The sequence below is a fragment of the Chryseobacterium carnipullorum genome (assembly GCF_900142785.1).
In the GTDB taxonomy this organism is placed as follows: domain Bacteria; phylum Bacteroidota; class Bacteroidia; order Flavobacteriales; family Weeksellaceae; genus Chryseobacterium; species Chryseobacterium carnipullorum.
The window spans coordinates 25,508-49,047 of record NZ_FRCD01000004.1; the positions used below are offsets into that span (position 1 = coordinate 25,508).

Sequence of the window (23,540 nt, forward strand, 5' to 3'; positions counted from 1 at the left end):
CTTTCCCTGTTTCAGAGCTTTCTTACTGGAAGACACTAAAGTATAAAGGTATTTCTCCATGAAAAAAATAGGGTAATAATGAATACATTCTAAATCACAAAACCAATTTTGAAGATTCAATCGTAATTCTTATTTCAAATATACTTTAAATATAGCATATTAACTAAAAAATGCGTATTTTTGCATCTTAAAATTTCTTAGTAAACAATGATAAAAATTACACTTCCAGACAATAGTGTCAAAGAATTTGAGGGAGAAGTTACTCCTTTAGATGTGGCAAAATCTATAAGCGAGGGATTGGCTAGAAATACCATTTCCGCAGTTGTAAACGGCAAACAAGTAGAAACGACCACACCTATAACCACGGATTCAACGGTACAATTGTTAACCTGGAATGATGATCTTGGAAAGAAAGCGTTCTGGCATTCTTCTGCCCACTTGTTGGCGCAGGCGATCCTTGAATTTTATCCCAATGCTAAGTTGACCATCGGTCCTGCGATAGAAAGCGGATTCTATTATGATGTAGATTTTGGAGACGAAAGTTTATCTGAAAAGGATTTTGAGAAAATCGAAAAGAAAGTATTGGAAAATGCTAAAAAAGGTTCAACCTTCTCATTGTACCCTGTTTCTAAAGAAGAGGCATTAAAAGCCTATGCAGATAATCCTTACAAAGTTGAGTTGATCACGAATCTTAATGATGGCGAAATTACTTTTGTAACGCATGATGATTTTACAGACTTATGCCGTGGAGGACACATTCCAAACACCAATATTGTAAAAGCTGTTAAGATATTAAATGCAGCAGGAGCCTATTGGAGAGGAAATGAAAAAAATCCTCAGCTGACAAGAGTGTACGGTATTTCTTTCCCTAAACAGAAAGAGCTTACTGAATATCTTGAAAGACTGGAAGAAGCCAAAAGAAGAGATCACAGAAAACTTGGTAAAGAATTAGGTATTTTCGCTTTCTCTGAAAAAGTGGGTGCAGGTCTTCCTTTATGGTTGCCAAAAGGGACTGCTTTGAGAAGAAAACTGGAAAATTTTCTTTCTGATGCTCAGAAAAAAGGAGGGTATGAATTTGTCATGTCACCACACATCGGTTCAAAAGAATTGTATGTAACCTCAGGACACTGGGATAAATATGGCGCAGACAGCTTCCAGCCTATCAAAACTCCAAATGAAGGGGAAGAATTCATGCTGAAGCCCATGAACTGCCCTCATCACTGTGAAATCTACAAAACATCACAATGGAGCTACAGGGATCTACCAAAGAGATATGCAGAATTCGGGACGGTTTACAGATATGAGCAAAGTGGAGAACTTCACGGGTTGACAAGAGTTCGTGGATTTACTCAGGATGATGCTCACCTTTTCTGTACTCCGGATCAGCTTTCAGAGGAATTTGAAAAAGTAATTGATTTAACGCTTTATGTTTTTAAATCATTAGGTTTTGAAGATTTTGTAACTCAGGTTTCGTTAAGAGATCCTGATAACAAAGAAAAATATATCGGTTCTGATGAAAATTGGGAAAAAGCCGAAAACGCGATCATCAATGCAGCTGAGAAAAAAGGGTTGAAAACAATTGTAGAATACGGTGAAGCTGCATTCTATGGTCCGAAACTTGATTTCATGGTGAAAGATGCCTTAGGAAGAAAATGGCAGCTTGGAACCATCCAGGTTGACTATAACTTACCTGAAAGATTTGATCTTCATTATATCGGAAACGATAATGAGAAACACAGACCGGTGATGATCCACAGAGCCCCATTCGGTTCTATGGAGCGTTTTATCGCTATTTTATTAGAAAATACGGCAGGAGATTTCCCATTATGGTTAAGCCCTGATCAGTTCATTATTTTACCGATCAGTGAAAAATACGTAGATTATGCAAAAAAAGTTTCACAATTTTTGGAAAATCACGATATTAGCGGTCTGATTGACGACAGAAATGAGAAAACGGGTAAAAAAATCCGTGATGCAGAATTGAAGAAGATCCCATTCATGCTGGTTGTAGGTGAAAATGAAGAGAATGACGGCACGATTTCTGTAAGAAGACGTGGAGAAGGAGATCTTGGAGTGATGAATATGGAAGATTTCGTCAATTATTTTAAGAAAGAAGCAGCAATATAATATTGCTAAATAGAAAGTTAACCAATAAAATTTAATACAATAGCACAAAGATTTAACAACAGGGGCCCACAGAGACGTCCTGTACAGGAGGACTTACACTTGATCAACGATAAAATTCGTGTGAGAGAGCTTCGTTTAGTGGGCGATAACGTAGAGCCGGGAATTTTTCCAATCGATAAAGCAAGACAACTTGCTACGGAACAGGAATTGGATTTAGTGGTAATTTCGGATAAGGCTGAACCTTTCATTGCAAGGATATTAGACTATAAAAAGTTTTTATACGAGCAGAAGAAAAAGCAGAAGGAACTAAAAGCTAAGCAGGTAAAAGTGGTGGTAAAGGAGATCCGTTTCGGACCTCAGACCGATGACCATGATTATGAATTTAAGAAGAAACATGCTGAAAAATTCCTTGAAGAAGGTTCAAAATTGAAAACCTACGTATTTTTTAAGGGACGTTCAATTATCTTTAAAGATCAGGGAGAAATCTTGCTTCTAAAACTGGCTCAGGAACTTGAGCACGTTGGAAAAGTGGATCAGCTGCCTAAGCTTGAAGGAAAAAGAATGATCATGATGATGAGTCCTAAAAAACCAGCTAAATAGTTTTAATAGCCGTAAGGTCTATTTCCTATCATATAAAAAAGCCTCAAAATATTTTGAGGCTTTTTTATATTCAAAATTTATTAAGTTATTATTAAATATTATCTTAGATCAACATCCAATGAAACATATTGGCATACTTTTGTATTGTAAACAAGAAACAATACTCTTTGTTATATTATTAATAACTTAAAAATAAAAAAATAATGAGCACACTTACATTAAAAGACGGAACGGAGATTTATTACAAAGACTGGGGGAAAGGACAACCTATATTTTTTCACCACGGATGGCCATTATCCAGCGACGACTGGGATGCGCAGATGTTGTTCTTCCTGGAGCAGGGCTACAGAGTAATTGCCCATGACAGAAGAGGACACGGAAGATCTGAGCAGACTGCAGAAGGACATAATATGGATACTTATGCTTCTGACGTTGCCGAAATTGTTGAAGCCTTAGATCTTAAAGACGTCATTCATGTGGGACATTCTACAGGTGGCGGAGAAGTGATCCGATACGTCGCTCAATATAGTAAAGGAAGGGCTTCAAAAGCTGTTTTAATAAGTGCAGTAACGCCAATTATGGTTAAAAGTGATAGTAATCCAAATGGTGTTCCCATGTCTGTTTTTGATGAGATCCGTCAAAATACAGCCACTCAGAGACAACAATATTTTGTAGATTTTTCATTAGCATTCTACGGTTATAACAGAGAAGGCGCTAAAGAATCTGAAGGAATCCGCAGAAACTGGTGGAGACAGGGAATGATGGGATCTATTAAAGCGCATTATGACTGTATCAAAGCTTTCTCTGAAACAGATTTTACTGAAGATCTTAAAAGCACAGAGGTACCCGTTTTGGTATTGCATGGTGAAGATGATCAGATTGTTCCTTGCGAAATCACAGGGGTGGTCGCTGCAAAATTAGTTAAAAACGGAAAATTAATTACCTATCCCGGATTCCCTCATGGAATGCCAACGACAGAAGCTGCGACGATCAATAAAGATCTTCTGGAGTTCTTTAAATCATCAACTTAAATTTCACAGAACATAAAAACCGGACTGCAGGTATAGATATCTGCAGTTCGATTTTTATAAATTCTCTACCCTATTCTATTCTATGAAAATATCGAATCTCCCACTGTTAAAGAAATTATTATAAAATCTATGATACCGGGAAAAGATTGATGTTTTTTTTGTATCTTTGCCAACTATAATTCCTGGGTATTACCTGGAATAACGGACAAGATATTGATAACAAAACAATAAAAAAGCAGAACAATGCCAAAATTAAAAACGAAATCAGGTGCTAAAAAGCGTTTTAAACTTACCGGAACTGGGAAGATTAAAAGAAAAAATGCTTTCAAAAGCCACATCTTAACTAAGAAAGAAACGAAGCAAAAGAGAAATCTTACGCAAACTTCTTACGTAGCTGCTGTGGATACAAAAAGCGTTCTACGTCAATTAGCCATTAAGTAGTTTTTATAAATCTATATTCGGTTTATAAGAATTCAAACAAATTCAACAATTTAACCCTGAAACGGTGCCACTAAGAGCAGTTCACTGCCGCCCTTTTCAAAAAAACAATTTAAATTATGCCAAGATCAGTAAATGCAGTAGCTTCAAGAGCTCGCAGAAAGAAAATTATTAAGCAAGCTAAAGGTTTTTTCGGTAGAAGAAAGAACGTTTGGACAGTAGCTAAAAACGCGGTAGAAAAAGCAATGCAATATGCTTACCGTGGAAGAAAAGAGAAAAAGAGAAATTTCAGATCACTTTGGATTACTCGTATCAACGCGGGTGCCAGAGAGCATGGAATGTCTTACTCTCAATTTATGGGAGCTCTTAAAAAGAACAACGTTGAGCTTAACAGAAAAGTTTTAGCTGATTTAGCAATGAATCACCCTGAAGCTTTCAAAGCAGTTGTAGATCAAGTAAAATAATGTAGAATTTTTTGTTATCAATATAATCCCGGGCTTTGCTCGGGATTTTTTTTACAAACCTTTGTCTCATGGCTATTTTTAACTAAAAATGAAAAAATATAGATTAAATTTCACTTTTTTATATTGATTAAAAAAAATGTAGCCATAGTATAGAATTTTTCCTTTTTCCATAAAATAATATTGATTTTTATTATCTACATTTGCTGAATTATTAAATCTATAAAACTTTAGTTAAAAGTGAAAAAAATAACGACTCTTTTACTCGTTTCTTTGTCAGCTTATAGCCTTCAGGGCCAGAATTTTATACAGGCTTATCAAACCAGAGTCAATAAAGTATCCCAGGCCAATATTACGGCAAATCTTCAGGGATTTGGGAATCTGGGAATAAAAACTACCGGCTCTGTAGAAAATACCAATGCACTGAATTGGCTTAAAACAAAATATCAGTCTTACGGATACACTGCGAGCCAGATCACAGAAGACAGTTTTACCTATAACGGAAACACTTCAAAAAATTTAATTATAACCAAAACCGGAACCCTTTACCCTAATATCTACGTAATTATTTGCGGTCATTACGATACCGTAACAGGTCCGGGAGTAAGTGATAACGGCAGCGGAACCTCTATCCTGCTTGAAGCTGCCAGAATTTTAAAAGATGTGCCTACAGATTATTCTGTGAAATTCATTCATTTTTCCGGTGAAGAACAGGGATATCTGGGAAGTTCTCATTATGTCAACAATGTTGTTTTTCAGAACAGCGCACGTCAGCTCAGTCTGAAAGTTGTCTTCAATATCGATCAGGTAGGCGGAAAAATTGGAAATATAAACAGCAATATCAACTGTGAAAGTGATCAGAGCGGACAAAGCGGAAACAATGCAGCTTCACTGGCGATGACCCAACAGCTGGCTACCTGTACCACCCTTTATTCTCCCCTGCAGCCTACCCTATCTAATGCTTACAATTCAGATTACATTCCATTCGAAAACAAAGGCGATATTATTACAGGCTTTTACGAAACGGCAAGAAGTAATAATGAGCATACCATCAATGATACTTTTGCCAATGTAGATCCTGTCTACGTATTTAATGTTGGAAAAGCCGCGCTAGGTGCATTGCAGCACTTTGCCGGGGCTTCTACTATTACTTTAGCAACTGATGAAGCAGCTGCAGATCATTCATCAGAAATCATTAAAATCTATCCTAATCCGGCTCATGATGTGATTACTATAGAATTGCCAACGGATCATAAAACCTTTAAAGTTGAGATCAGTGATATGAATGGAAGATTGCTGCTTAATGCTGAAAACGAAAATAAAATAAATACATCAGGATTGACTAGCGGTGCTTACATGGTGACCGTAAAATCAGATAAAAATAGCATAACCAGAAAAATTATTATAGAAAAATAATCACCCCCCAATCACACCCAATTACAAAATATTTTATATGAAAAAACTTACCACATTTGTGTGCACTGCATTAGCGGTCGGAAGCGTCAGTGCCCAGACTCTGATTCAGGCGTATAAAAACAGGGCAGATCTGGTCTCACAGACCAATATTACCACCAATCTGCAGCAATTTTCCAATCTGGGAATCAAAACCACCGGATCTGTCAATAATGCCAATACGTTAACCTGGATTAAAAACAAATACACTTCTTTCGGATATTCATCCAGCCAGATCGCAGAAGATCCTTTTACGTTTGGCAGTACCAGTTCAAAGAATCTTGTGATTACCAAAACAGGTACTCTCTATCCTAATAAATATGTTATTATCTGCGGGCATTTTGACACCATTACAGGTCCAGGCACCAGTGATAACGGCAGCGGAACGTCTGTTATTTTAGAGGTGGCGAGAATTTTAAAAGATGTTCCTACAGAATATTCAATTAAATTCATTCATTTCTCCGGTGAGGAACAAGGCTTATACGGAAGTTCTCATTATGCTAATAATGTCGAGTTTCAGAGCGGGGTACGAAAGCTGGATATCAAGTTGGTGTTCAACCTTGACCAGGTAGGCGGTAAGATAGGCAATGTGAACAATAAGATCATCTGTGAACGCGATACCTCGGGACAATCAGGAAATAATGCAGCTTCAAACACAGTGACGCAACAGCTGGCAACATGTACGACCCTGTACTCTCCTCTTCAGACCAGTATTTCCAATGCTTATTCATCCGATTATATGCCTTTTGAAAAAAAAGGAGATGTGATCACCGGTTTTTATGAATATACCAGAAGTTACAATGAGCATACTGTCAATGATACCTTTGCCAATGTAGATCCTGTTTATGTATTTAAAGTAGCCAAAGCTGCTGTAGGCGCAATGCAGCACTTTGCAACGGCATCTTCTACGGTTTCGGCTGTTTCAGCATCTAAAGAAAAGCCATTAACGACACTAGAATCAGTAAAAATGTACCCAAATCCCGCTAAAAATATTTTAAACATTGAATTGCCGGATTCAGGAACAAGAAGCTTCACCGTTGAAATTACTAACCTTGCAGGTCTTTCGATGTTAAAAGACGAAAATAAATCTCAGCTTAATATTTCAAGTCTGGAAAATGGAATTTATTTATGTACTGTAAAGAATGAAGGTTCCAGCGTTACAAGAAAGATCATTATTGAAAAATAACGATCACTCATTAAGTCCAGGATTAAAATCCAGGACTTTTATTATTCATACAGATGACCAACCACTACATCATAAAATATAATTAACATGAAAAAAACAATCACTATTCTTTCAGTTCTTCTGGCAGTATCCGTCAGTAAGGCTCAGAGTTTTATTCAGGCGTACCAGGACAGGGCGAATATGGTTTCACAAACCAATATTACCACAAACTTACAACAGTTCTCCAATCTTGGTATAAAGACGACCGGTTCCACCAATAACGCCAGTGCGTTAACGTGGATCAAAAATAAATATATTTCCTACGGGTATTCTGCCAGCCAGATCGCAGAAGATCCTTTCACATTTGGCAGTACAAGTTCTAAAAACCTCGTGATTACCAAAACAGGAACTGTTTATCCTAATAAATACGTGATCATCTGCGGGCATTTTGACAGCATTAATGGTCCCGGAGTGAACGATAACGGCAGCGGAACGTCTATCATTTTAGAAGCGGCAAGGATTTTAAGAAATGTTCCTACCGAATATTCCATTAAATTCATCCATTTCTCCGGTGAGGAACAGGGATTGCGAGGAAGTACCCATTATGTCAATAATGTGGCATATCAGAACGGAGTAAGAGTATTGGATATTAAACTTGTATTTAATCTTGACCAGGTAGGTGGTGTTATGGGGAATAACAATAATACGGTGTACTGTGACCAGGATCAGGCGGGACCCACCAGTAATAATGCAGCAGCTGCGGCAGTCACCCAACAACTTAGAAACTGTACGGCCTTGTATTCGCCTCTTCAGACAGCGGTAGATCCGGCAGAAGATACAGACTATATTCCGTTTGAAAGAAAAGGGGAGATCATCACCGGTTTTTTTGAAAGAATAAGAAGTACGTATCCACATACATCCAATGATACCTTTGCCAATACAGATCCTGTTTATATCTTTAAAATAGGAAAAGCGACTGTTGGAGCTTTGCAGCATTTTGCCGTTGCTACTTCTGCCAGTTCATTGGTAATGAAAACTAAGGAAACGGTTTCCAATGATTCCCTTGAGGCTGTATCTGTTTACCCTAACCCATCTAAAGATACTGTAAATATCGAACTTCCCGGTACCCATATCAAGGATTTCAGTTTTGAAATTACAGAGCTTTCCGGAAAAGTACTTTTAAAAAAGGACAACGAAACCAAAATTAATGTTTCAGGACTCCCTGAAGGAGCTTATATTGGTGTTATCAAAGCTGATGGGCAAACGGCTGTACGAAAAATTTTGATTGAAAGATAGTGTTACTATTTACATTATAACATAAAGCAGGAAGTAATTTTTCCTGCTTTTTTATTACTGATTTCGATAGATAATAATCTTTTTTATTGATCTCTACTCCGAAGGATCCCCTCTATATCTTGCATCGAAAATCCTTTCGCTTTAAGCAATATCAAAAAGTGATACAACAAATCCGCTGCTTCGTTTTTGAATAGATCGTCGTTGCTGTCTTTCGCTTCAATGACCAGTTCTACAGCCTCCTCGCCTACTTTCTGCGCCATTTTATTGATTCCTCTCTGATAAAGGGAGTACGTATAAGAACCTTCTGTCTCGCTATCAATTCTATCAGCTATTTTAGCTTCCAGCTCATACAGGAAGCCTTTATTATCTTTTTCACCAAAACAGCTGAAACTTCCGGTGTGACAAACCGTATTTTTAGGTACTGCCTGAATTAATAAGGTATCCTGATCACAATCTATGCTTATTTTTTTTACTGTCAGGAAATTGCCGGATTCTTCTCCTTTGGTCCAGAGTCTGTTTTTGGAACGGCTGAAAAAGGTGACAATCCCTTCTTTTTCTGTTTTTTCTAATGCCTCTTCATTCATATAGCCTAACATCAGCACTTGCTGTGTTCTGCTGTCCTGAATGATGACCGGAACCAGGCCATTGTTTTTTTCAAAATCTATTTTCATCGTACGGGTATTTTTTGAGTTCTTAGTTGTTGCTTTAATTCTTGAATCGGCACTTCATTAAAGTGGAAAATGCTGGCTGCCAAGGCGCCGGTAGCTTTGGTCTCATTCAACACTTGAACAAAGTCATCTGCACTGCCTGCTCCTCCGGAAGCAATGACGGGAATACTGACTGCCTCTGAAACAAGTTTCGTCATTCGGATATCAAATCCATTTTTTGTTCCGTCTCCATCCATAGAGGTAAGAAGAATTTCACCGGCACCTAAAGATACCACTTCTTTTGCCCACTCTACGGTATTTAAGCTCGTAGCAAGTTTTCCTCCTCTCACATACACCAGATCTGCTCCATCGGTCAATCGCGTATCTATCGCTACAACGATACACTGGCTTCCAAACTCTTTCGAAAGTTCAGAGATCAACTGTGGATTTTTAACCGCAGAAGAATTGATGCTGATTTTATCCGCGCCGGCATCCAAAAGTTTTCTCACATCTTCAGAAGACGAAATTCCTCCGCCTACCGTAAAAGGAATACTCAGGTTTCTTGCAATATCTTTTACCAACCCGACAAATGTTTTCCGGTCTTCCAATGTGGCTGTAATATCCAGAAAAACCAATTCATCAGCCCCTTCCTGCTCATATTTTACCGCAAGCTCTATTGGATCTCCGGCATTCCGTAAACCTTCAAAATTAACGCCTTTTACTGTTGTCCCGTCTTTGATATCCAGACAGGGAATAATTCTTTTTTTAAGCATTTTCAATCAATTTCTGAAGTTGTTGTAATTGTATTTTTCCCTCGTAAATCGCCTTTCCTATGATCGTTCCTGAACATCCGATCTCTTTCATCCGCTCAACATCTTCGATACATGAGATACCACCGCTGGCGGTAAGCCTTAACGATGTTTTATCCAGAATTTCTCTGTACAGATCTGTAGAAGGACCTTCCAGCATTCCATCTTTTGAAATATCCGTGCATATCGTCTGAATGATTCCTTTGTTCTGATAATCCAAAAGAAAATCAATAATATCCAAGCTGCTTTCTTCCTGCCAACCAGAAGTTTTTATTTTTCTGTTTTCGCAGTCTGCTCCCAGAATAATCTTTTCGCTGCCATATTTCCGGATCATTTCTAAGCAGAATTCCGGATCCTGAACAGCAATACTACCAAGCGTAATTTGTTTTGCCCCGGAGTTAAAGGCAATTTCTATATCATTCCCTGTTTTTAAACCACCTCCAAAATCAATATGAAGTGATGTTTCCCTGGAAATATTCTCGAGTACTTTCTGGTTCACAATATGCTTAGAACGCGCGCCGTCAAGATCAACAAGATGGAGAAACTGAATCCCATAGCTTTCAAATTCCCTGGCAATATCTACCGGATTCTCACTGTATATTTTTTTTGTGGCATAATCTCCTTTTGAAAGACGGACACATTTTCCGTCAATAATATCAATAGCTGGAATAATTTTCATCATTTATAATTTAATAAAGTTGCTTAATATTCTACTGCCCGTTGCCCCGGATTTTTCCGGATGAAACTGTACGGCAAAGAAATTATCTCTATGAAGAGAAGCACTGAAGGGCAGAATATAATCACATCCCCCAATGGTAGAATCTGCAAGCGCGCAATAGTAGCTGTGGACAAAATAGACATCACTATTTTCCTCAATTCCTGAAAAAAGGGGACTTTTAAGATCTGAAATCGTATTCCAGCCCATGTGGGGAACCAGATCTTCAGGCGGAAATATTTTAACATCAACATCAAAAATTCCCATTCCTCTTGTCTCTCCTTCTTCATTATCCCCGCACATCAGCTGCATGCCGAGACAAATTCCCAAAACAGGTTGCTTCAAAGCAGGAATCAGCAGATCAAGGCCCTTCTCTTTCAAAACCTTCATCGTTGAAGAAGCTTCTCCCACCCCGGGAAAAATAACTTTATCTGCTTTCAGAATCAGTTCGGGATCATCAGTAACTACCGATTCAATATTCAATCTTGCCAGTGCATTCTGAACTGAGCTTACATTTCCTCCGTTATATTTTATTAATGCGATCATCTATAAACTTCCTTTGGTTGATGGTAAATTATAATTGCTATCTGACTGGTTTACTGCTATTTTTACAGCTTTTGCAAATGCTTTGAAAACCGCTTCTATTTTGTGGTGTTCATTACTTCCTTCTGCTTTGATATTCAGATTGGATTTTGAAGAGTCTGTGAATGATTTGAAAAAATGAATAAACATTTCCGTAGGAACATCTCCTATCTTTTCCCTTTTAAATTCCACATCCCAGACCAGCCAGGGTCTTCCTCCGAAGTCGATCGCCGCCTGGGCCAGACAGTCGTCCATCGGAAGCAGGAAACCATATCTTTCAATCCCTTTTTTGTTTCCTAAAGCTTTTAAGAAAGCTTCTCCCAAAGCAATTCCCGTATCCTCAATGGTGTGGTGCTCATCGACCTGAAGATCTCCGTTAACCTTGATTTTTAAGTCTAAATTTCCGTGCTTCGAGATCTGTTCCAACATATGATCAAAAAAATGAAGACCCGTTGAAATTTTAGAAGTTCCGTTTCCGTTAAGATCTATTTCAATATCGATTTCGGTTTCATTGGTTTTTCTGTACACTTTAGCCTTTCTGGATTCCTGTTTTAAAAATGAATAAATTCCGTTCCAAGTGGTGGTACTCAGGGTCGCATCCTTATTAAAGTTTTCATTGAGGAAAATAGACTGAGTTCCCATGTTTTTAGCTAGTTGAATATCCGTACTTCGATCACCAATTACATAGGAGTTTTCAAGATCATAGTTGCCGTGGATGTATTTTGAAAGCATCCCGATTCCCGGTTTTCTGGTAGGAAGGTTTTCATGTTCAAAGCTTCTATCGATCAGAATATCGCTGAAAATAATGCCTTCATTTTCGAAGGTCTTCACCATTTTTTCCTGAGGTTTGATGAAATCTTCAAAGGGAAAACTTTCAGTTCCCAAACCGTCCTGATTGGTCACCATCACCAGTTCGTAATCCATTTCTCTGACAATTTTGGAAAGGTTCTGAAAAACTCCGGGATAAAATTCCAGTTTTTCCAATGAATCTACCTGAAAGTCCACAGGTGGCTCTACGATAAGTGTTCCGTCACGGTCTATGAATAATACTTTTTTCATCATTTTACAGTTTTTAATATATTGATCAATTTTTCATTTTCTTCACGGGTTCCTACATTGATCCTGATACAATTCTGTATCGCAGGTGCTCTCTGGCTTGTTAAGATTTCTTCATCAAGCATGGTTTGATACACTTTTGTACCGTCCTTCATTTTAATCAGGAAGAAATTGGCATCTGTAGGAAATACCTTTTCAATACAGTCGATACTTTTAAACTCTTCTTTCAGCCATTCTCTTTCGTTTAAGACCTTAGCCACATTGTCTTTAAGTTTATTTTTATCATCCAACAGGCTTATGATCAGTTCCTGACTCAGAGTGTTGACATTATAAGGAGCTTTTACCGTATTGATAAAACGGATAATCTCTTTGGAAGCATACGCTGTTCCCACTCTTGCTCCCGCGGTTCCCCAGGCTTTTGAAAAGGTCTGAAGGACAATGACGTTAGGATACTGATCCAGCACCTCAATTCCTGATCTGTTTTCTGAAAATTCGATATATGCTTCATCAATGACAACAATACCATCAAAATTCTGAATGAAAAATTCAAGATCCTTTACACTGTTTCCGGTTGGGTTGTTGGGAGAACAGAGAAAAAACACTTTGATATCACGTTTCTGAGTAATCTTTAGAAAATCATCTTTTACCATTTCAAAATTGTCATCCAGATCTAATTTTACCACTTCATTTTCATTCACGGCGGCATAAAAACCGTACATCGCAAAAGATGGATTCATCATCAGAATGGCATCTTTTTTAGGTTCACAGAAGATTTTAATAATTAAATCGATCAATTCATCACTTCCGTTCCCTATTGCAATCTGTTCCGGAGAAAGACCTTTAAGACCTGCCAATTTATTTTTAAGCTTTTTCTGAGACGAATCCGGATATCTGTTGAATTCCCCGAACGGACATTCATTAGCGTCCAGCAATACAGGAGCATTAAACTCATTGTGATCCCTGAAACTGATATAAGGTTGTAATTTTACGATATTCTCTCTTACTAAACTATTGATATTGAATTCTTTCATTGTATTATTTTAATCTGATCGATACTGCATTTTTGTGGGCGATAAGACCTTCGGCCTCTGCCATGATTTCTATTGTTTTTCCTATATTTTCAAGGCCTTCTTTTGAAAGATGCTGGAAAGTTATTTTCTTGACAAAACTGTCCAGAGAAACGCCGCTGTAGTTCCTGGCATAGGCATTGGTAGGCAATGTATGATTGGTTCCGCTGGCATAATCTCCCGCACTTTCACAGGAATAATTTCCAAGGAAGACAGATCCTGCATTGTCAATCATCGGAATAAACTTTTCAAAATCTTCCAAAGCCAGAATCAGGTGTTCGGGAGCATAAAGATTACTGAACTCAAAAGCTTCTTCAATAGAATCGATCAGTATAAAAATACTGTGATCCAATGCCTGACGGGCCATTTCATTTCTTGGAAGATTACCCAGTTGTTTTTCTACAGCTTCTATGGTTTCGGTAAAAATTTTGAGATCTGTCGTGATGAAAACTACCTGACTGTCGCTTCCGTGTTCAGCCTGTGAAAGAAGATCTGCGGCGCAAAAATCGGGAATAGCCTGACGGTCTGCAATCACAAGAACTTCGCTGGGGCCTGCAGGCATGTCTATCGCTACACCGTAACGTTGTGCATATTCTTTAGCTGCCACAACAAACTGGTTTCCCGGACCAAAAATTTTATAAACCTTCGGAATGCTTGTTGTTCCTAAAGTCATTGCTGCAATAGCCTGTGCTCCCCCTGTTTTGAATATTTTGGTAATCCCGCATAGTTTGGCTGTGAACAGAATGGCAGGATTGATATTCCCGTTACGGTCAGGTGGTGTACAAAGAATAATTTCTTTACATCCAGCCAGATTCGCTGGTACGGCAAGCATAAGAACGGTTGAAAACAAAGGGGCAGTTCCGCCGGGAATATAGATCCCTACTTTTTCTATTGCTCTATTTTCACGCCAGCAGATTACCTCTTTTGCAGTTTCAATTTTCTCTGTTTTCGTTATTTGAGAAGCATGAAATTTTAAGATATTCTCTTTTGCCTGTCTGATGGCTCTTTTTAAGTCATCAGAGATTTCATTTTCAGAGTTATTAATCTCTGCTTCTGAAACTGCAATGTGTGGCGTGATGGCTTTGTCAAATTTTTTATTAAAATTAATAAGCGCATTGTCCCCGTCTTTTTCTACGGCTTCAAATATTTCCGTAATCAGTCCTGATATTTCTTTACGTTCGAAAACCGGTCGTTTTACCAACTCTGGCCAAGTTTTTTTTGCTGGAAATCTGTATGTCTTCATAATTAAATAACCATTTTATCGATTGGAATAATGAGTATGTCCTGAGCTCCGTATGCTTTCAGTTCATCAATGACGTCCCAAAATCTTTCTTCATCAATCACAGAATGAATGCTGCTCCAGCCTTTTTCTGCCAATGGAATAACCGTTGGACTTTTTAGAACAGGAAGAACAGAGGCGATGTCTTTGATCTTTTCATCGGGAACATTCATCAGGATATATTTTGAATTTTTTGCTCTTAAAACCGATTGGATACGAAACAGAAATTTATTGAGAATGGCTTCTTTTTCAGGAGTAAGCACCGAAGTTTTTGCTAAAACGGCTTCTGATTTCATAATGGTGATGGTTTCCCTCAATCCATTTTTAAATAGGGTACTGCCGGAACTTACAATATCACAAATACCATCTGCCAGCCCGATATTAGGAGCTATTTCAACGGAGCCGGAAATGATGTGAATGTCGGATTGGATTCCACTTTTATCGAGAAAGTTTTTAAGAGTATTGGGATAGGAAGTGGCAATTTTTCTGCCCTGAAAATAGGATAGATCATCAGTTTCCACTTCTTTGGGAACGGCTAAAGACACCCTGCATTTTGAAAAGCCCAGCTTCTCAACAATCTGGATATTTTTCTGCTTTTCAGCCAGCAGATTTTCACCGACAATAGCGATATCTACCACGCCGTCTTCAAGGTATTGTGGAATATCTGAATTTCTGAGATACATGATCTCCATGGGAAAGTTGTCTACGGAAACCTTGAGCTGGTCTTTTCCGTTGTTGACGAAAATACCGCAGTCTTTGAGGAGTTGTAAAGATTCTTCGTAAAGCCTGCCGCTTTTCTGGATTGCAATTTTTAATTTACTCATTGTATTGTTTTGAAGTCTGAGTAAATAAAACTGATCTGTTGGCTATTTCCGGGAAGAATTCGGGAAACAAAAAAACCGTCTGTTTACTCAGACGGTTTTAATTATTTTTGATTTTAACACATGTTTATATCAATCAATTCCGTCTTAGCAGAGATGATGATGATAATGATGAAGTGTTAAAAAATTCGGTTTCATTGTTTTGAATTATGCTACAAATGTAGGACTTATTTTTAAACTGCAAAGTTTTTTTACAGATTTTTTTTGTAGAGTTGCATCAACTGAGCGGCTATAGGCTCATCATTAAATTTCTGAACAAACTTGAAACTCTTTTCTGCACGGCGTTTCCTCTCGGATTCATTATCCCAAAGAAATTTTATCTTGGCGCCCAGGTCAAGATCATTTCCGGGGTTGATGTAAACGGAGTTGTCCCCTCCCGCTTCCGGCAGGCAGCTTGTATTACTGGTAATCGTCACCGTCTTTGAGAAAAGCGCTTCTATGACAGGGATTCCAAAGCCTTCGAAAAAGCTGGGATAGACAAAAATATCGGCCAGTTTATAGATCACTGCCAGCTCATCCATAGAAACACCTTCCAGGAAAATCACCTGTTTTTCCATTTTGTTTTTTCTGATGAAAGCTTCTACTTTTTTATAATAACTGGTCTTTTTACCGACTACAACTAATGGAATTTCTGTTTCATTGATTCCTTTAACGATGCTTAAAAGATTCTTTCGGTCTTCGATAGTTCCTACATTCAGAATATATCGTTCCGGAAGATTGAATTTTTCTTTTACGGCCTGAATACATTCCTCCGACTGCTGTTCTTTAAAAGCTTGATGACAGCCCTGATAAATCACCTCAATTTTCGATTCGGGAACTTTCAGATAGGTGATAATATCTCTTTTGGTCTGTTCTGAAATGGCAATGATTTTATCTGCTGAAATGGCTGCTTTTTTAAATTTCCACAGGTGTATTTTACGGTCAAAGTAGGAATAGTACTGTGGATATCTCATGAAGATCAGATCGTGTATCGTCACTATTTTTTTAATGGGTTCTTTGCCCCATTTCAACGGCAGTTCACCAGACAGGCCATGGAATATTTCAGCGCCTTCTTTTTGGGCGTCTTTACCCATTTTAAACTGTCGGGAAAATTTTCCTCTTGAAGTTTCCACAAATCGGACATTGGGTTTTTCAAGAATCTCTTTTCCCCGTTCTGAACTGTTTTTGTTCAGTAGTAGATATTCATTTTCAGGATAGTAGTGAGAAAGGATCCTGACGAGATCTCTTGAATAATTGCCCAGTCCGGACGTATTGTAAAAAAAACGTTTTGCGTCGAAGGCAATCTTCATATCCATGTTTTAATAAGCTTTTTTAACGGTTTAAAGGTATCAATAAAATAAACCCTAAATGACTATTCAGGGTTTATTTTATAAATTTTAAAAATCAATCTTTAAAATTTAGAGAAAACACAGCTTATACCGCTACATTATTCTCTCTTAAAGCATCATTAAGAGATGTTTTTTTATCTGTTGATTCTTTTCTCTGACCGATGATCAATGCACACGGAACCTGGTATTCACCAGCCGGGTATTGTTTGGTGTAACTTCCGGGAATTACTACTGAACGCGCAGGAACTCTTCCTTTGATCTCAACAGGCTCATCACCTGTCACATCAATAATTTTTGTGGAAGCAGTCAATACGACATTTGCTCCCAATACCGCTTCTCTTTCTACATGAACCCCTTCTACAACGATACATCTTGAACCGATGAAACAGTCGTCCTCAATGATCACAGGAGCTGCCTGTAACGGCTCTAATACCCCACCGATACCAACACCACCACTCAGGTGAACGTTTTTACCGATCTGTGCACAACTTCCTACAGTCGCCCAGGTATCTACCATCGTTCCTGAATCTACATAAGCACCGATATTGACGTAAGAAGGCATCAAAATAACACCTGAAGCTACGAAAGATCCTTCTCTTGCGATGGCATGCGGTACAACTCTTACTCCTTTTTCAGCATAATTTCTCTTCAAAGGAATTTTGTCATGAAATTCAAACGGACCTACTTCAATAGTTTCCATTTTCTGGATCGGGAAATACATTACTACGGCTTTCTTTACCCATTCATTTACCTGCCATCCGTTTTCTGTAGGTTCAGCTACACGAAGTTCTCCTGAATCCAATAAAGAAATAACTTCTCTTATCGCCTTCTTGCTGTCTTCGTTCTGTAATAAATCTCTATTATCCCAAATGTTTTCAATAGTTTGTTGTAACGACATGTTTCTTGTTTGATTTTAGTATAAATAATCGCTGCAGCTTCCCGCAGTTTTGAAGGTCAAAAGTACAAAAGATTGTTTTAGTATACAAGTTCTGCCGAGCGCACTCCATGCGAATTATTTCCTTTCTGATTTTCGAATATTATTCTAAAATAATGAATTCCATGGTCTTTTCAACGTGTTTTTGCTGAATAATTCCCTGTGAATACCGAAGATTTGAACCAGTATTATATTTTGTTAAATAAGCGGTATTAATTTCCGGAGTAAGATCTGTAATATCATCCGGGACAACCGCTTTTATATTGAATATTTCTTTTCCACATTTAATCTGTCCTATGGGATCTTGTAAAAAAGTATGATACCAGCTTTTTTCTGCCAGTCCCCAGGATCTTGCAAAAATTCTGTCGTTTACGATAACCATCCAGATCTCGAGGAAGGTAGTTCGGTGTTGTCCTGCCTTTATTTCAATAATACTATGACTACTGATGTAATCTAATGCTAATTCCTTATTCATTGTTAATTGTTAATTTTTTACGAATCTAAAATGAATAAAAATTCCTGCCCAATTTATTATTCAGCTTAAAGTAAATATTATTTGGATTGGCGATTTTCTGGTGTTTCCTTTTTCAGAGCATCATTTTGTTGAGTGTTGTAATCAGACATTCTTTATAGCTTTTGACTATTGCAATTTTTTAATTCTGAAATACAAGCTGATTATCTTGAAATATTCAATATTCGTTAAACATCAAAAAGCCATGTCAAGGTTTAAAACCTTGACATGGCTTTAATTACAGGTTATATGGAATAGTAGATTCCCGCTGCTTATTTTTTTCAGAGCATCATTTTATGGAGCGTTGTAATCAGACAATCCTTATAACTTTTTGCCACGGCAATTTTCTGATCCTGGCATACCAGCTGGTTGTCTTCAAAATATTCAATATTGGTTAAATTGACAATGTAAGAATTGTGGACCCTCATGAATTCATCGGGAAGACTTTCGATTAAATCTTTAAGGGCTTTGTAGTAGATGTATTTTTTATTGAATGTGGTATTAATTTCCACATAATTCCCCAAACCTTTGATAATGGTAATGTCTTTAAAGAAAAGTTTTACCAGTTTTTTATCTGTTTTAATAAAGGCAAAGGTTCGGTTTTCCATTCAATGATCAGTTTAAATAATACTTTATAAAACTCTTTGAGCGTGGAGATAAGCTTTATTCCAGTATTTTTCATTTAGCGAAGATATTATCACTCCTTTTGAAGTGGAAGCATGGATAAATTTCACTTCTCCGTCAGCTCCTATATCATGAACAATACCTACGTGAGAAACTCTGCTTCCTCCTGCGGTAGCGAAAAATAAAAGGTCGCCGGGTTTCACTTCTTTAATATCAATTTTCTGACCGGCATCGGCCTGATCGGAAGACCTGCGGGGCAGTGAGAAATCATTTTCTTCAAAAACTTTCACAGTAAATCCGGAACAGTCGAAACCAGAAGAGGTATTCCCACCGAATTTATAAGGTGCTCCGATATACTTTTCAGCATCTTTCAGAATATCACTGACGGATCTTGAAATTTTGCCATCAAATTTAGAATCCAGTTTTCGGAGGTTTTCAGCTTTTACCACTGTTTTACTTCCCGTATTTTTTTTAGAGGATACACTTTTAGATGATCCGCAGGAAACGGCGATCGCAGAGGCAATCAGCAGAACTGAAAACTGCTTTATTCTTAAGTTTTTTTCAAATAATCCCGGTCTCATAGTCATCTGATTTTAAATGAAGTAACTAATTATAAACAAATATACATTTTATATTTAAATTATATAACAAGTATACTAGAACTATATGATAAATGTGTGTTAAAATATTGATTTTCTTTATTTATTAGTATATTTGAATTCAATTTCACAATATGGCAACCTATGAAAGTTTAATAAAAATAAACGGAAGTGTAGGCGATCTGGTTTTTTACAGCCTGAACGGGAAAAATGTGGTGCGGAAAAAAAGCGGATTTAATAAAACGGCGTTCAAAAAGAGTCCTTCTTATGAGAAAGTAAGGCAGAACAGTTCGGAATTCGGACATTGTTCCAAATCGGGAAAAACAATACGGAGTTGTATTGAAAATTATAGTAAGGAATCGGGTGATCCCCTCCTCTATCAGAAATTTGCAAAGCTGATGACCGTTATTAAGGATCTTGATGTGGTTTCGGCCAGGGGAAAAAGAACGGTGCAAAACGGTCTTATATCGCCGGAAGGATTAAAGCTGCTTAGAGCATTCAGATTTGGAAAAAAGGAAAATATCTCTCCGGACATTTTCGTTTCGGAGGATAAAGAAAACCGGATTTTGAATTTAGGTCACCCAATTCCGGCTGATAACATGGCAATCATCACCATTCAGCCTGATCTTGAAGTATATTCGGGGGAGTATTTTGAAGAAAGACTTTCTGCTGAAAAGGAAACACTCATTCCTTTTAAAAAGCATTTTTCAGATGACAGGCTTCTGCTCTACTTTTTAGTCATTAAGTATAAGGAAGAAATTACCCATATGGGATTTATCTAAATAAAAAAAGCCTGCAGGGATGAATCTGCAGGCTTTCTGTTTTATTTCTTGTCTCCTGTCCAGGTCCCGTATCTTGCAGGGGTGGGAACAGCGTTTGACCAGTTTCCGTTTCCTTTTTTCTCTCTTGAAAGGGTTCCTTTGAATTCTCCATCGTCAGGAAGCCCGATTACAGCAGTAAGATCACCGGTATCCGTTAAATTTCCGGAAATATTATAATTTTCGTCATTAACGGTAGAGTGCATCGTTCCGGTTACTTTTCCGTCGCTGGCTACTACAAGGTTCCAGGTTCCGTCATCGCTTCCCGTATACTTTCCTGACCATGTTCCTATATAATCATAAATAGTGTCATCATCAGAACTACATCCGATAAATAAAAAAGCTGTGAAAAGAAGTAAAAAAAGTTTCTTCATAGTTTCTAATAGTTTTATAACCAAATCAAATTTTATTGTTAGCTATTCATTTCCCACTTTTGAATAGAATAATGAATTAATGTTTATTGTTTTCGGGCTTGTTCCCTGCAAATCTACTAATTTTTTCATTCAGATTATCTGAATTTTAATCAGCTGTTTATATTTTTATGAATTAATAGCATATTTTGGCTAAAATACAATTATTTCCCAAATACAACCAATGAATGGACGTGCAAGCTGTCAAAAAACAACAACAAACCACACGATTGGCATACTATTACAATAATGTGTTTATTTCATTCAATTATTTCAATATAAATTATTTTTATTCTATCATTTGCAATTTAAACGAAATTTATTTTCACAATCGCAAATATTTCTTAATTTAGTGAAAAATATAAAAGTCACTAAAACCCAATAATCATATGAAAACAAGACTTATTTTTTTTATTGCTGTCGCCTTTTTCAGTAGCATTAAGTCACAGGTAGGGATTAATACTACCGCACCTTCTCACACTTTAGATGTCAACGGACTGGTTAGAGTACGAGGTTTAGCCAATGCTGAAAGAAAAATTGTTGCAGCAGATCCACAGGGAGTTTTAACTTTGATCGCACCGGAAGAAATTTTTTCTCCAAAAGCATTATTGAATACTTCCACTTCTGCTGCTGAGCAAAGACTGACCGTTTATGAAGGACAATGTTTTCAGCCGACAGATAATGCATCTTCCTGTGCGATTACGGTAAATCATTACAGTACCTGCGCAGGTTTTACCCGCGCTATAGATACTCAGATTATAGTGGGACAAACCATCAACACGATTAACGGACAGTTTTTAGGAACCTGGGCTTCCCGTTTTATCGATAATAAAGGCTATGTGGGAGGAACAACAGCTGCTGAGCAGGTAGCACCCGACTATCCCAGAATCTCCTATCCTACTGCCAATTCCGCTAACTATTTGGGAACTGGTAGTTTTTCGGGTCAATGTAATGCAGATCTTGTGACTACTATTAATCAGGCCACTGGTGATATTAAAATAGAATCAGTGAAAAGAAGTATGTTTGCCCATATGGTCTATCTTTTATCTGTATCCCGCTCAAAAAGTAACTAGAAACAGATTCTTTTTTAAAGAAATAAAAATAGCTGCATCAAAAATGCAGCTATTTTGTTTTACTAACCATTATCGTATGGGGTGAGTTCATTGCTGCATTCTTTTTTATGCAGAAGAAATGAAACCTGAATATCTTCATCAGCAGTCCGGGCATGAATCGACGAAAGATAAGTTTTATATCTTTTGTCTGTTGGCTGTAATGCGACTACTCTTCCTCCTCCATAGAGAACCATCTTAAATTATTCTGCTTTTGCTGACATCTGCAGGAACCCTACAGGACGATGGACCATTGATATTATAATTTTTCTCATTTTATACTGGTTCTATCGGTTGTCGTTGGATGAATAATCAGACTGAATGTTTTGCTTATACAGGTATATAAAAAAAGCAGCAGATCAACGTAATGTTATCTGCTGCTTTTAATAGAGAGAAAGATTTAACTTTCCTTCTTAATTTATGCTACGCGTACGTTAACTGCGTTAACGCCTTTTTTACCGTTTTCTAAATCGAATGTTACAGTGTCATTTTCACGTATATCATCTTTTAAACCAGATGAATGTACGAAGATATCCTGACCGCCATTTGAAGGTGTAATAAAACCAAAACCTTTGGCATCATTAAAGAATTTTACTGTTCCTTGTTGCATTGTATTGTATTATAAAATTATTGTATTCGTTGATAAAATGTTTCTGGCCGTAGCCATTATTGAGATAATGTTTCCATCAAAACAATAATAAATCGATTTGTGAACAAGAAATGATGTTGATATTTTTAGAGACCTGATTGATATTCAAGTGGAAAAAAGGTACTTCACCCGTTATATTGGTAACAAACTTAGCGGCTGAAAAAGCGAAGACTGATCAATGAGATGAACTCAAAAGTTTCAGAATAAGCGTCGGCAGGAGCCTGATTATTTTACAAATATACAATTAATTTATTGAAAACAAGTATTTTTTTGATTTTAATACAAATTAATTTAAAAATTTGCAATAGAGATAAGGTGTTCTTTTTTATTAGACGACCACTTCCCTTTTCGTTTTATAAAGATTGTATGGATAAAAAAACAATGGGATGAGCAGTATTGGTAAGCCTTTTGATGCGATATAAGTAAATTAAAATATATGAGTATCCTAAAAACATTAGTAGTATCCGGAAGTATCATGTTAGCTTTCAACAGCTGTACAAAAGAATCTGTTAAAAATGAAACCCCGGTGCCTGTTGAACAAACCGCAACCCCTAAAATAATGGTTGATGGAAGTTATGCCACTGCGGACTACGAAAAAAGAAAAGAAGGTTATGATTGGGTAGGAGTTATCATTCAAAATATAGATGACAACAAAATATCTGTTAAGATAAGATCCCGTGCAGACAAGAAAAAGCCAAGCTGTACGCTTGATGCAGAAGCAACAAAAACAAAGGAAGGCGTATATCATGCAATGCTTAATGGAAAAAATGTAATTTTTACTTTTAATGAAACCTCAGTAACTATCGATACTGAAAATCCTCAGGATCAAGATGGTTTACATTTTTACTGTTCAGGCGGAGCCAGTATAGCGGGTACTTATACCAAAATTGATGCTCCTCTGGACCCGGCTCAGGTGGATAAATAATAAAAATTTTAAAATAAATTAAAGGAC

At 37.3% G+C, this 23,540-nt stretch carries 27 protein-coding genes; 11 read left to right on the plus strand and 16 right to left on the minus strand.

Annotation, left to right across the window (positions count from 1 at the left end; genetic code table 11):
• Positions 1 to 207 precede the first annotated feature (207 nt).
• The 8 genes from thrS to BUC06_RS05570 all read left to right on the plus strand — a co-directional run bounded on the left by thrS (position 208) and on the right by BUC06_RS05570 (position 8,570).
• Complete coding sequence (gene thrS, locus BUC06_RS05535; protein WP_073330887.1) at positions 208 to 2,127, plus strand: threonine--tRNA ligase; 1,920 nt, start codon at positions 208 to 210, stop codon at positions 2,125 to 2,127.
• A 99-nt stretch (positions 2,128 to 2,226) separates the two neighbouring features.
• On the plus strand, positions 2,227 to 2,727 hold the full coding sequence (gene infC, locus BUC06_RS05540; protein ID WP_181876074.1) for a translation initiation factor IF-3: 501 nt from the start codon (positions 2,227 to 2,229) through the stop codon (positions 2,725 to 2,727).
• Between the two features lie 203 nt (positions 2,728 to 2,930).
• Complete coding sequence (locus BUC06_RS05545) at positions 2,931 to 3,758, plus strand: alpha/beta fold hydrolase (RefSeq protein ID WP_073330892.1); 828 nt, start codon at positions 2,931 to 2,933, stop codon at positions 3,756 to 3,758.
• A 243-nt stretch (positions 3,759 to 4,001) separates the two neighbouring features.
• Positions 4,002 to 4,199, plus strand: a complete 198-nt coding sequence (rpmI, locus tag BUC06_RS05550) for a 50S ribosomal protein L35 (protein WP_047453167.1) — start codon at positions 4,002 to 4,004, stop codon at positions 4,197 to 4,199.
• 116 nt (positions 4,200 to 4,315) lie between these two features.
• Positions 4,316 to 4,660, plus strand: a complete 345-nt coding sequence (rplT, locus tag BUC06_RS05555) for a 50S ribosomal protein L20 (RefSeq protein WP_034705993.1) — start codon at positions 4,316 to 4,318, stop codon at positions 4,658 to 4,660.
• 237 nt (positions 4,661 to 4,897) lie between these two features.
• On the plus strand, positions 4,898 to 6,073 hold the full coding sequence (locus BUC06_RS05560) for a M28 family peptidase (protein WP_073330894.1): 1,176 nt from the start codon (positions 4,898 to 4,900) through the stop codon (positions 6,071 to 6,073).
• A 37-nt stretch (positions 6,074 to 6,110) separates the two neighbouring features.
• On the plus strand, positions 6,111 to 7,295 hold the full coding sequence (locus BUC06_RS05565) for a M28 family peptidase (protein ID WP_073330897.1): 1,185 nt from the start codon (positions 6,111 to 6,113) through the stop codon (positions 7,293 to 7,295).
• Between the two features lie 87 nt (positions 7,296 to 7,382).
• Complete coding sequence (locus BUC06_RS05570; RefSeq protein WP_073330900.1) at positions 7,383 to 8,570, plus strand: M28 family peptidase; 1,188 nt, start codon at positions 7,383 to 7,385, stop codon at positions 8,568 to 8,570.
• Between the two features lie 83 nt (positions 8,571 to 8,653).
• Here BUC06_RS05570 and hisIE read toward each other — a convergent pair whose 3' ends face one another.
• The 13 genes from hisIE to BUC06_RS05635 all read right to left on the minus strand — a co-directional run bounded on the left by hisIE (position 8,654) and on the right by BUC06_RS05635 (position 19,584).
• Positions 8,654 to 9,241 carry a bifunctional phosphoribosyl-AMP cyclohydrolase/phosphoribosyl-ATP diphosphatase HisIE gene (gene hisIE, locus BUC06_RS05575; protein WP_073330902.1) on the minus strand — a complete coding sequence of 196 codons (588 nt, stop codon included), beginning with the start codon at positions 9,239 to 9,241 and terminating at the stop codon, positions 8,654 to 8,656.
• Complete coding sequence (gene hisF / locus BUC06_RS05580; RefSeq protein WP_073330905.1) at positions 9,238 to 9,990, minus strand: imidazole glycerol phosphate synthase subunit HisF; 753 nt, start codon at positions 9,988 to 9,990, stop codon at positions 9,238 to 9,240. The genes hisIE and hisF overlap by 4 nt, the downstream gene beginning before the upstream one ends.
• The gene (hisA, locus tag BUC06_RS05585; RefSeq protein WP_073331533.1) at positions 9,983 to 10,705 is read right to left on the minus strand and encodes a 1-(5-phosphoribosyl)-5-[(5-phosphoribosylamino)methylideneamino]imidazole-4-carboxamide isomerase; all 723 of its coding nucleotides are present in this window, start codon (positions 10,703 to 10,705) and stop codon (positions 9,983 to 9,985) included. Before hisA ends, hisF begins: the two co-directional genes overlap by 8 nt.
• A gap of 3 nt (positions 10,706 to 10,708) precedes the next feature.
• On the minus strand, positions 10,709 to 11,287 hold the full coding sequence (hisH, locus tag BUC06_RS05590) for an imidazole glycerol phosphate synthase subunit HisH (RefSeq protein WP_073330908.1): 579 nt from the start codon (positions 11,285 to 11,287) through the stop codon (positions 10,709 to 10,711).
• Positions 11,288 to 12,382 carry a bifunctional histidinol-phosphatase/imidazoleglycerol-phosphate dehydratase HisB gene (gene hisB / locus BUC06_RS05595; RefSeq protein WP_073331538.1) on the minus strand — a complete coding sequence of 365 codons (1,095 nt, stop codon included), beginning with the start codon at positions 12,380 to 12,382 and terminating at the stop codon, positions 11,288 to 11,290.
• On the minus strand, positions 12,382 to 13,410 hold the full coding sequence (gene hisC / locus BUC06_RS05600; protein WP_073330910.1) for a histidinol-phosphate transaminase: 1,029 nt from the start codon (positions 13,408 to 13,410) through the stop codon (positions 12,382 to 12,384). The genes hisB and hisC overlap by 1 nt, the downstream gene beginning before the upstream one ends.
• Before the next feature lie 4 nt (positions 13,411 to 13,414).
• Positions 13,415 to 14,689, minus strand: coding sequence for a histidinol dehydrogenase (gene hisD, locus BUC06_RS05605; RefSeq protein ID WP_073330913.1), 1,275 nt, complete (start codon positions 14,687 to 14,689; stop codon positions 13,415 to 13,417).
• A gap of 2 nt (positions 14,690 to 14,691) precedes the next feature.
• Positions 14,692 to 15,549, minus strand: a complete 858-nt coding sequence (gene hisG / locus BUC06_RS05610) for an ATP phosphoribosyltransferase (protein ID WP_073330917.1) — start codon at positions 15,547 to 15,549, stop codon at positions 14,692 to 14,694.
• A gap of 248 nt (positions 15,550 to 15,797) precedes the next feature.
• Complete coding sequence (locus BUC06_RS05615; RefSeq protein WP_073331541.1) at positions 15,798 to 16,895, minus strand: glycosyltransferase family 4 protein; 1,098 nt, start codon at positions 16,893 to 16,895, stop codon at positions 15,798 to 15,800.
• 124 nt (positions 16,896 to 17,019) lie between these two features.
• Positions 17,020 to 17,832: a 2,3,4,5-tetrahydropyridine-2,6-dicarboxylate N-succinyltransferase gene (locus BUC06_RS05620; protein WP_073330919.1), complete on the minus strand. Its 813-nt coding sequence runs from the start codon at positions 17,830 to 17,832 to the stop codon at positions 17,020 to 17,022.
• A gap of 139 nt (positions 17,833 to 17,971) precedes the next feature.
• Positions 17,972 to 18,343: a DUF2255 family protein gene (locus BUC06_RS05625; RefSeq protein ID WP_073330922.1), complete on the minus strand. Its 372-nt coding sequence runs from the start codon at positions 18,341 to 18,343 to the stop codon at positions 17,972 to 17,974.
• A gap of 317 nt (positions 18,344 to 18,660) precedes the next feature.
• A complete protein-coding gene (locus BUC06_RS05630; RefSeq protein WP_073330925.1) occupies positions 18,661 to 18,987 on the minus strand; it encodes a LytR/AlgR family response regulator transcription factor in 327 nt (108 codons plus the stop codon).
• 24 nt (positions 18,988 to 19,011) lie between these two features.
• Complete coding sequence (locus tag BUC06_RS05635) at positions 19,012 to 19,584, minus strand: C40 family peptidase (protein WP_181876075.1); 573 nt, start codon at positions 19,582 to 19,584, stop codon at positions 19,012 to 19,014.
• A 152-nt stretch (positions 19,585 to 19,736) separates the two neighbouring features.
• On the opposite strand from BUC06_RS05635, the gene BUC06_RS05640 reads away from it, so the two are divergent.
• Positions 19,737 to 20,384, plus strand: coding sequence for a hypothetical protein (locus BUC06_RS05640; protein WP_073330927.1), 648 nt, complete (start codon positions 19,737 to 19,739; stop codon positions 20,382 to 20,384).
• A 41-nt stretch (positions 20,385 to 20,425) separates the two neighbouring features.
• Here the strand turns inward: BUC06_RS05640 and BUC06_RS05645 are convergent, their stop codons facing one another.
• Entirely contained in the window at positions 20,426 to 20,794 is a 369-nt protein-coding gene (locus BUC06_RS05645; protein ID WP_073330930.1) for a hypothetical protein, read from the minus strand.
• Positions 20,795 to 21,219: 425 nt separating this feature from the next.
• Here BUC06_RS05645 and BUC06_RS05650 point away from each other — a divergent pair, with 425 nt between their 5' ends.
• The gene (locus BUC06_RS05650; protein WP_073330932.1) at positions 21,220 to 21,903 is read left to right on the plus strand and encodes a hypothetical protein; all 684 of its coding nucleotides are present in this window, start codon (positions 21,220 to 21,222) and stop codon (positions 21,901 to 21,903) included.
• A 62-nt stretch (positions 21,904 to 21,965) separates the two neighbouring features.
• On the opposite strand, the gene BUC06_RS23740 is transcribed toward BUC06_RS05650, so the two are convergent.
• Positions 21,966 to 22,136 (minus strand): hypothetical protein, encoded by a 171-nt coding sequence (locus BUC06_RS23740; protein WP_167367402.1) that lies wholly within the window; start codon positions 22,134 to 22,136, stop codon positions 21,966 to 21,968.
• A 221-nt stretch (positions 22,137 to 22,357) separates the two neighbouring features.
• Positions 22,358 to 22,549, minus strand: coding sequence for a cold-shock protein (locus BUC06_RS05655; protein WP_073330934.1), 192 nt, complete (start codon positions 22,547 to 22,549; stop codon positions 22,358 to 22,360).
• 475 nt (positions 22,550 to 23,024) lie between these two features.
• Here BUC06_RS05655 and BUC06_RS05660 point away from each other — a divergent pair, with 475 nt between their 5' ends.
• Positions 23,025 to 23,513: a hypothetical protein gene (locus tag BUC06_RS05660; RefSeq protein ID WP_073330937.1), complete on the plus strand. Its 489-nt coding sequence runs from the start codon at positions 23,025 to 23,027 to the stop codon at positions 23,511 to 23,513.
• Positions 23,514 to 23,540: the final 27 nt, after the last annotated feature.

What these genes read in the sequence shown, in the direction of transcription:
- thrS (WP_073330887.1), top strand. Translation starts at nt 208, where the DNA reads ATGATAAAAATTACACTTCCAGACAATAGTGTCAAAGAATTTGAGGGA.
- BUC06_RS05545 (WP_073330892.1), top strand. Translation starts at nt 2,931, where the DNA reads ATGAGCACACTTACATTAAAAGACGGAACGGAGATTTATTACAAAGAC.
- rpmI (WP_047453167.1), top strand. Translation starts at nt 4,002, where the DNA reads ATGCCAAAATTAAAAACGAAATCAGGTGCTAAAAAGCGTTTTAAACTT.
- rplT (WP_034705993.1), top strand. Translation starts at nt 4,316, where the DNA reads ATGCCAAGATCAGTAAATGCAGTAGCTTCAAGAGCTCGCAGAAAGAAA.
- BUC06_RS05565 (WP_073330897.1), top strand. Translation starts at nt 6,111, where the DNA reads ATGAAAAAACTTACCACATTTGTGTGCACTGCATTAGCGGTCGGAAGC.
- BUC06_RS05570 (WP_073330900.1), top strand. Translation starts at nt 7,383, where the DNA reads ATGAAAAAAACAATCACTATTCTTTCAGTTCTTCTGGCAGTATCCGTC.
- hisIE (WP_073330902.1), bottom strand. Translation starts at nt 9,241, where the DNA reads ATGAAAATAGATTTTGAAAAAAACAATGGCCTGGTTCCGGTCATCATT.
- hisF (WP_073330905.1), bottom strand. Translation starts at nt 9,990, where the DNA reads ATGCTTAAAAAAAGAATTATTCCCTGTCTGGATATCAAAGACGGGACA.
- hisA (WP_073331533.1), bottom strand. Translation starts at nt 10,705, where the DNA reads ATGAAAATTATTCCAGCTATTGATATTATTGACGGAAAATGTGTCCGT.
- hisH (WP_073330908.1), bottom strand. Translation starts at nt 11,287, where the DNA reads ATGATCGCATTAATAAAATATAACGGAGGAAATGTAAGCTCAGTTCAG.
- hisB (WP_073331538.1), bottom strand. Translation starts at nt 12,382, where the DNA reads ATGAAAAAAGTATTATTCATAGACCGTGACGGAACACTTATCGTAGAG.
- hisC (WP_073330910.1), bottom strand. Translation starts at nt 13,410, where the DNA reads ATGAAAGAATTCAATATCAATAGTTTAGTAAGAGAGAATATCGTAAAA.
- hisD (WP_073330913.1), bottom strand. Translation starts at nt 14,689, where the DNA reads ATGAAGACATACAGATTTCCAGCAAAAAAAACTTGGCCAGAGTTGGTA.
- hisG (WP_073330917.1), bottom strand. Translation starts at nt 15,549, where the DNA reads ATGAGTAAATTAAAAATTGCAATCCAGAAAAGCGGCAGGCTTTACGAA.
- BUC06_RS05615 (WP_073331541.1), bottom strand. Translation starts at nt 16,895, where the DNA reads ATGAAGATTGCCTTCGACGCAAAACGTTTTTTTTACAATACGTCCGGA.
- BUC06_RS05620 (WP_073330919.1), bottom strand. Translation starts at nt 17,832, where the DNA reads ATGTCGTTACAACAAACTATTGAAAACATTTGGGATAATAGAGATTTA.
- BUC06_RS05625 (WP_073330922.1), bottom strand. Translation starts at nt 18,343, where the DNA reads ATGAATAAGGAATTAGCATTAGATTACATCAGTAGTCATAGTATTATT.
- BUC06_RS05630 (WP_073330925.1), bottom strand. Translation starts at nt 18,987, where the DNA reads ATGGAAAACCGAACCTTTGCCTTTATTAAAACAGATAAAAAACTGGTA.
- BUC06_RS05635 (WP_181876075.1), bottom strand. Translation starts at nt 19,584, where the DNA reads ATGAGACCGGGATTATTTGAAAAAAACTTAAGAATAAAGCAGTTTTCA.
- BUC06_RS05640 (WP_073330927.1), top strand. Translation starts at nt 19,737, where the DNA reads ATGGCAACCTATGAAAGTTTAATAAAAATAAACGGAAGTGTAGGCGAT.
- BUC06_RS05645 (WP_073330930.1), bottom strand. Translation starts at nt 20,794, where the DNA reads ATGAAGAAACTTTTTTTACTTCTTTTCACAGCTTTTTTATTTATCGGA.
- BUC06_RS05650 (WP_073330932.1), top strand. Translation starts at nt 21,220, where the DNA reads ATGAAAACAAGACTTATTTTTTTTATTGCTGTCGCCTTTTTCAGTAGC.
- BUC06_RS23740 (WP_167367402.1), bottom strand. Translation starts at nt 22,136, where the DNA reads ATGGTTCTCTATGGAGGAGGAAGAGTAGTCGCATTACAGCCAACAGAC.
- BUC06_RS05655 (WP_073330934.1), bottom strand. Translation starts at nt 22,549, where the DNA reads ATGCAACAAGGAACAGTAAAATTCTTTAATGATGCCAAAGGTTTTGGT.
- BUC06_RS05660 (WP_073330937.1), top strand. Translation starts at nt 23,025, where the DNA reads ATGAGTATCCTAAAAACATTAGTAGTATCCGGAAGTATCATGTTAGCT.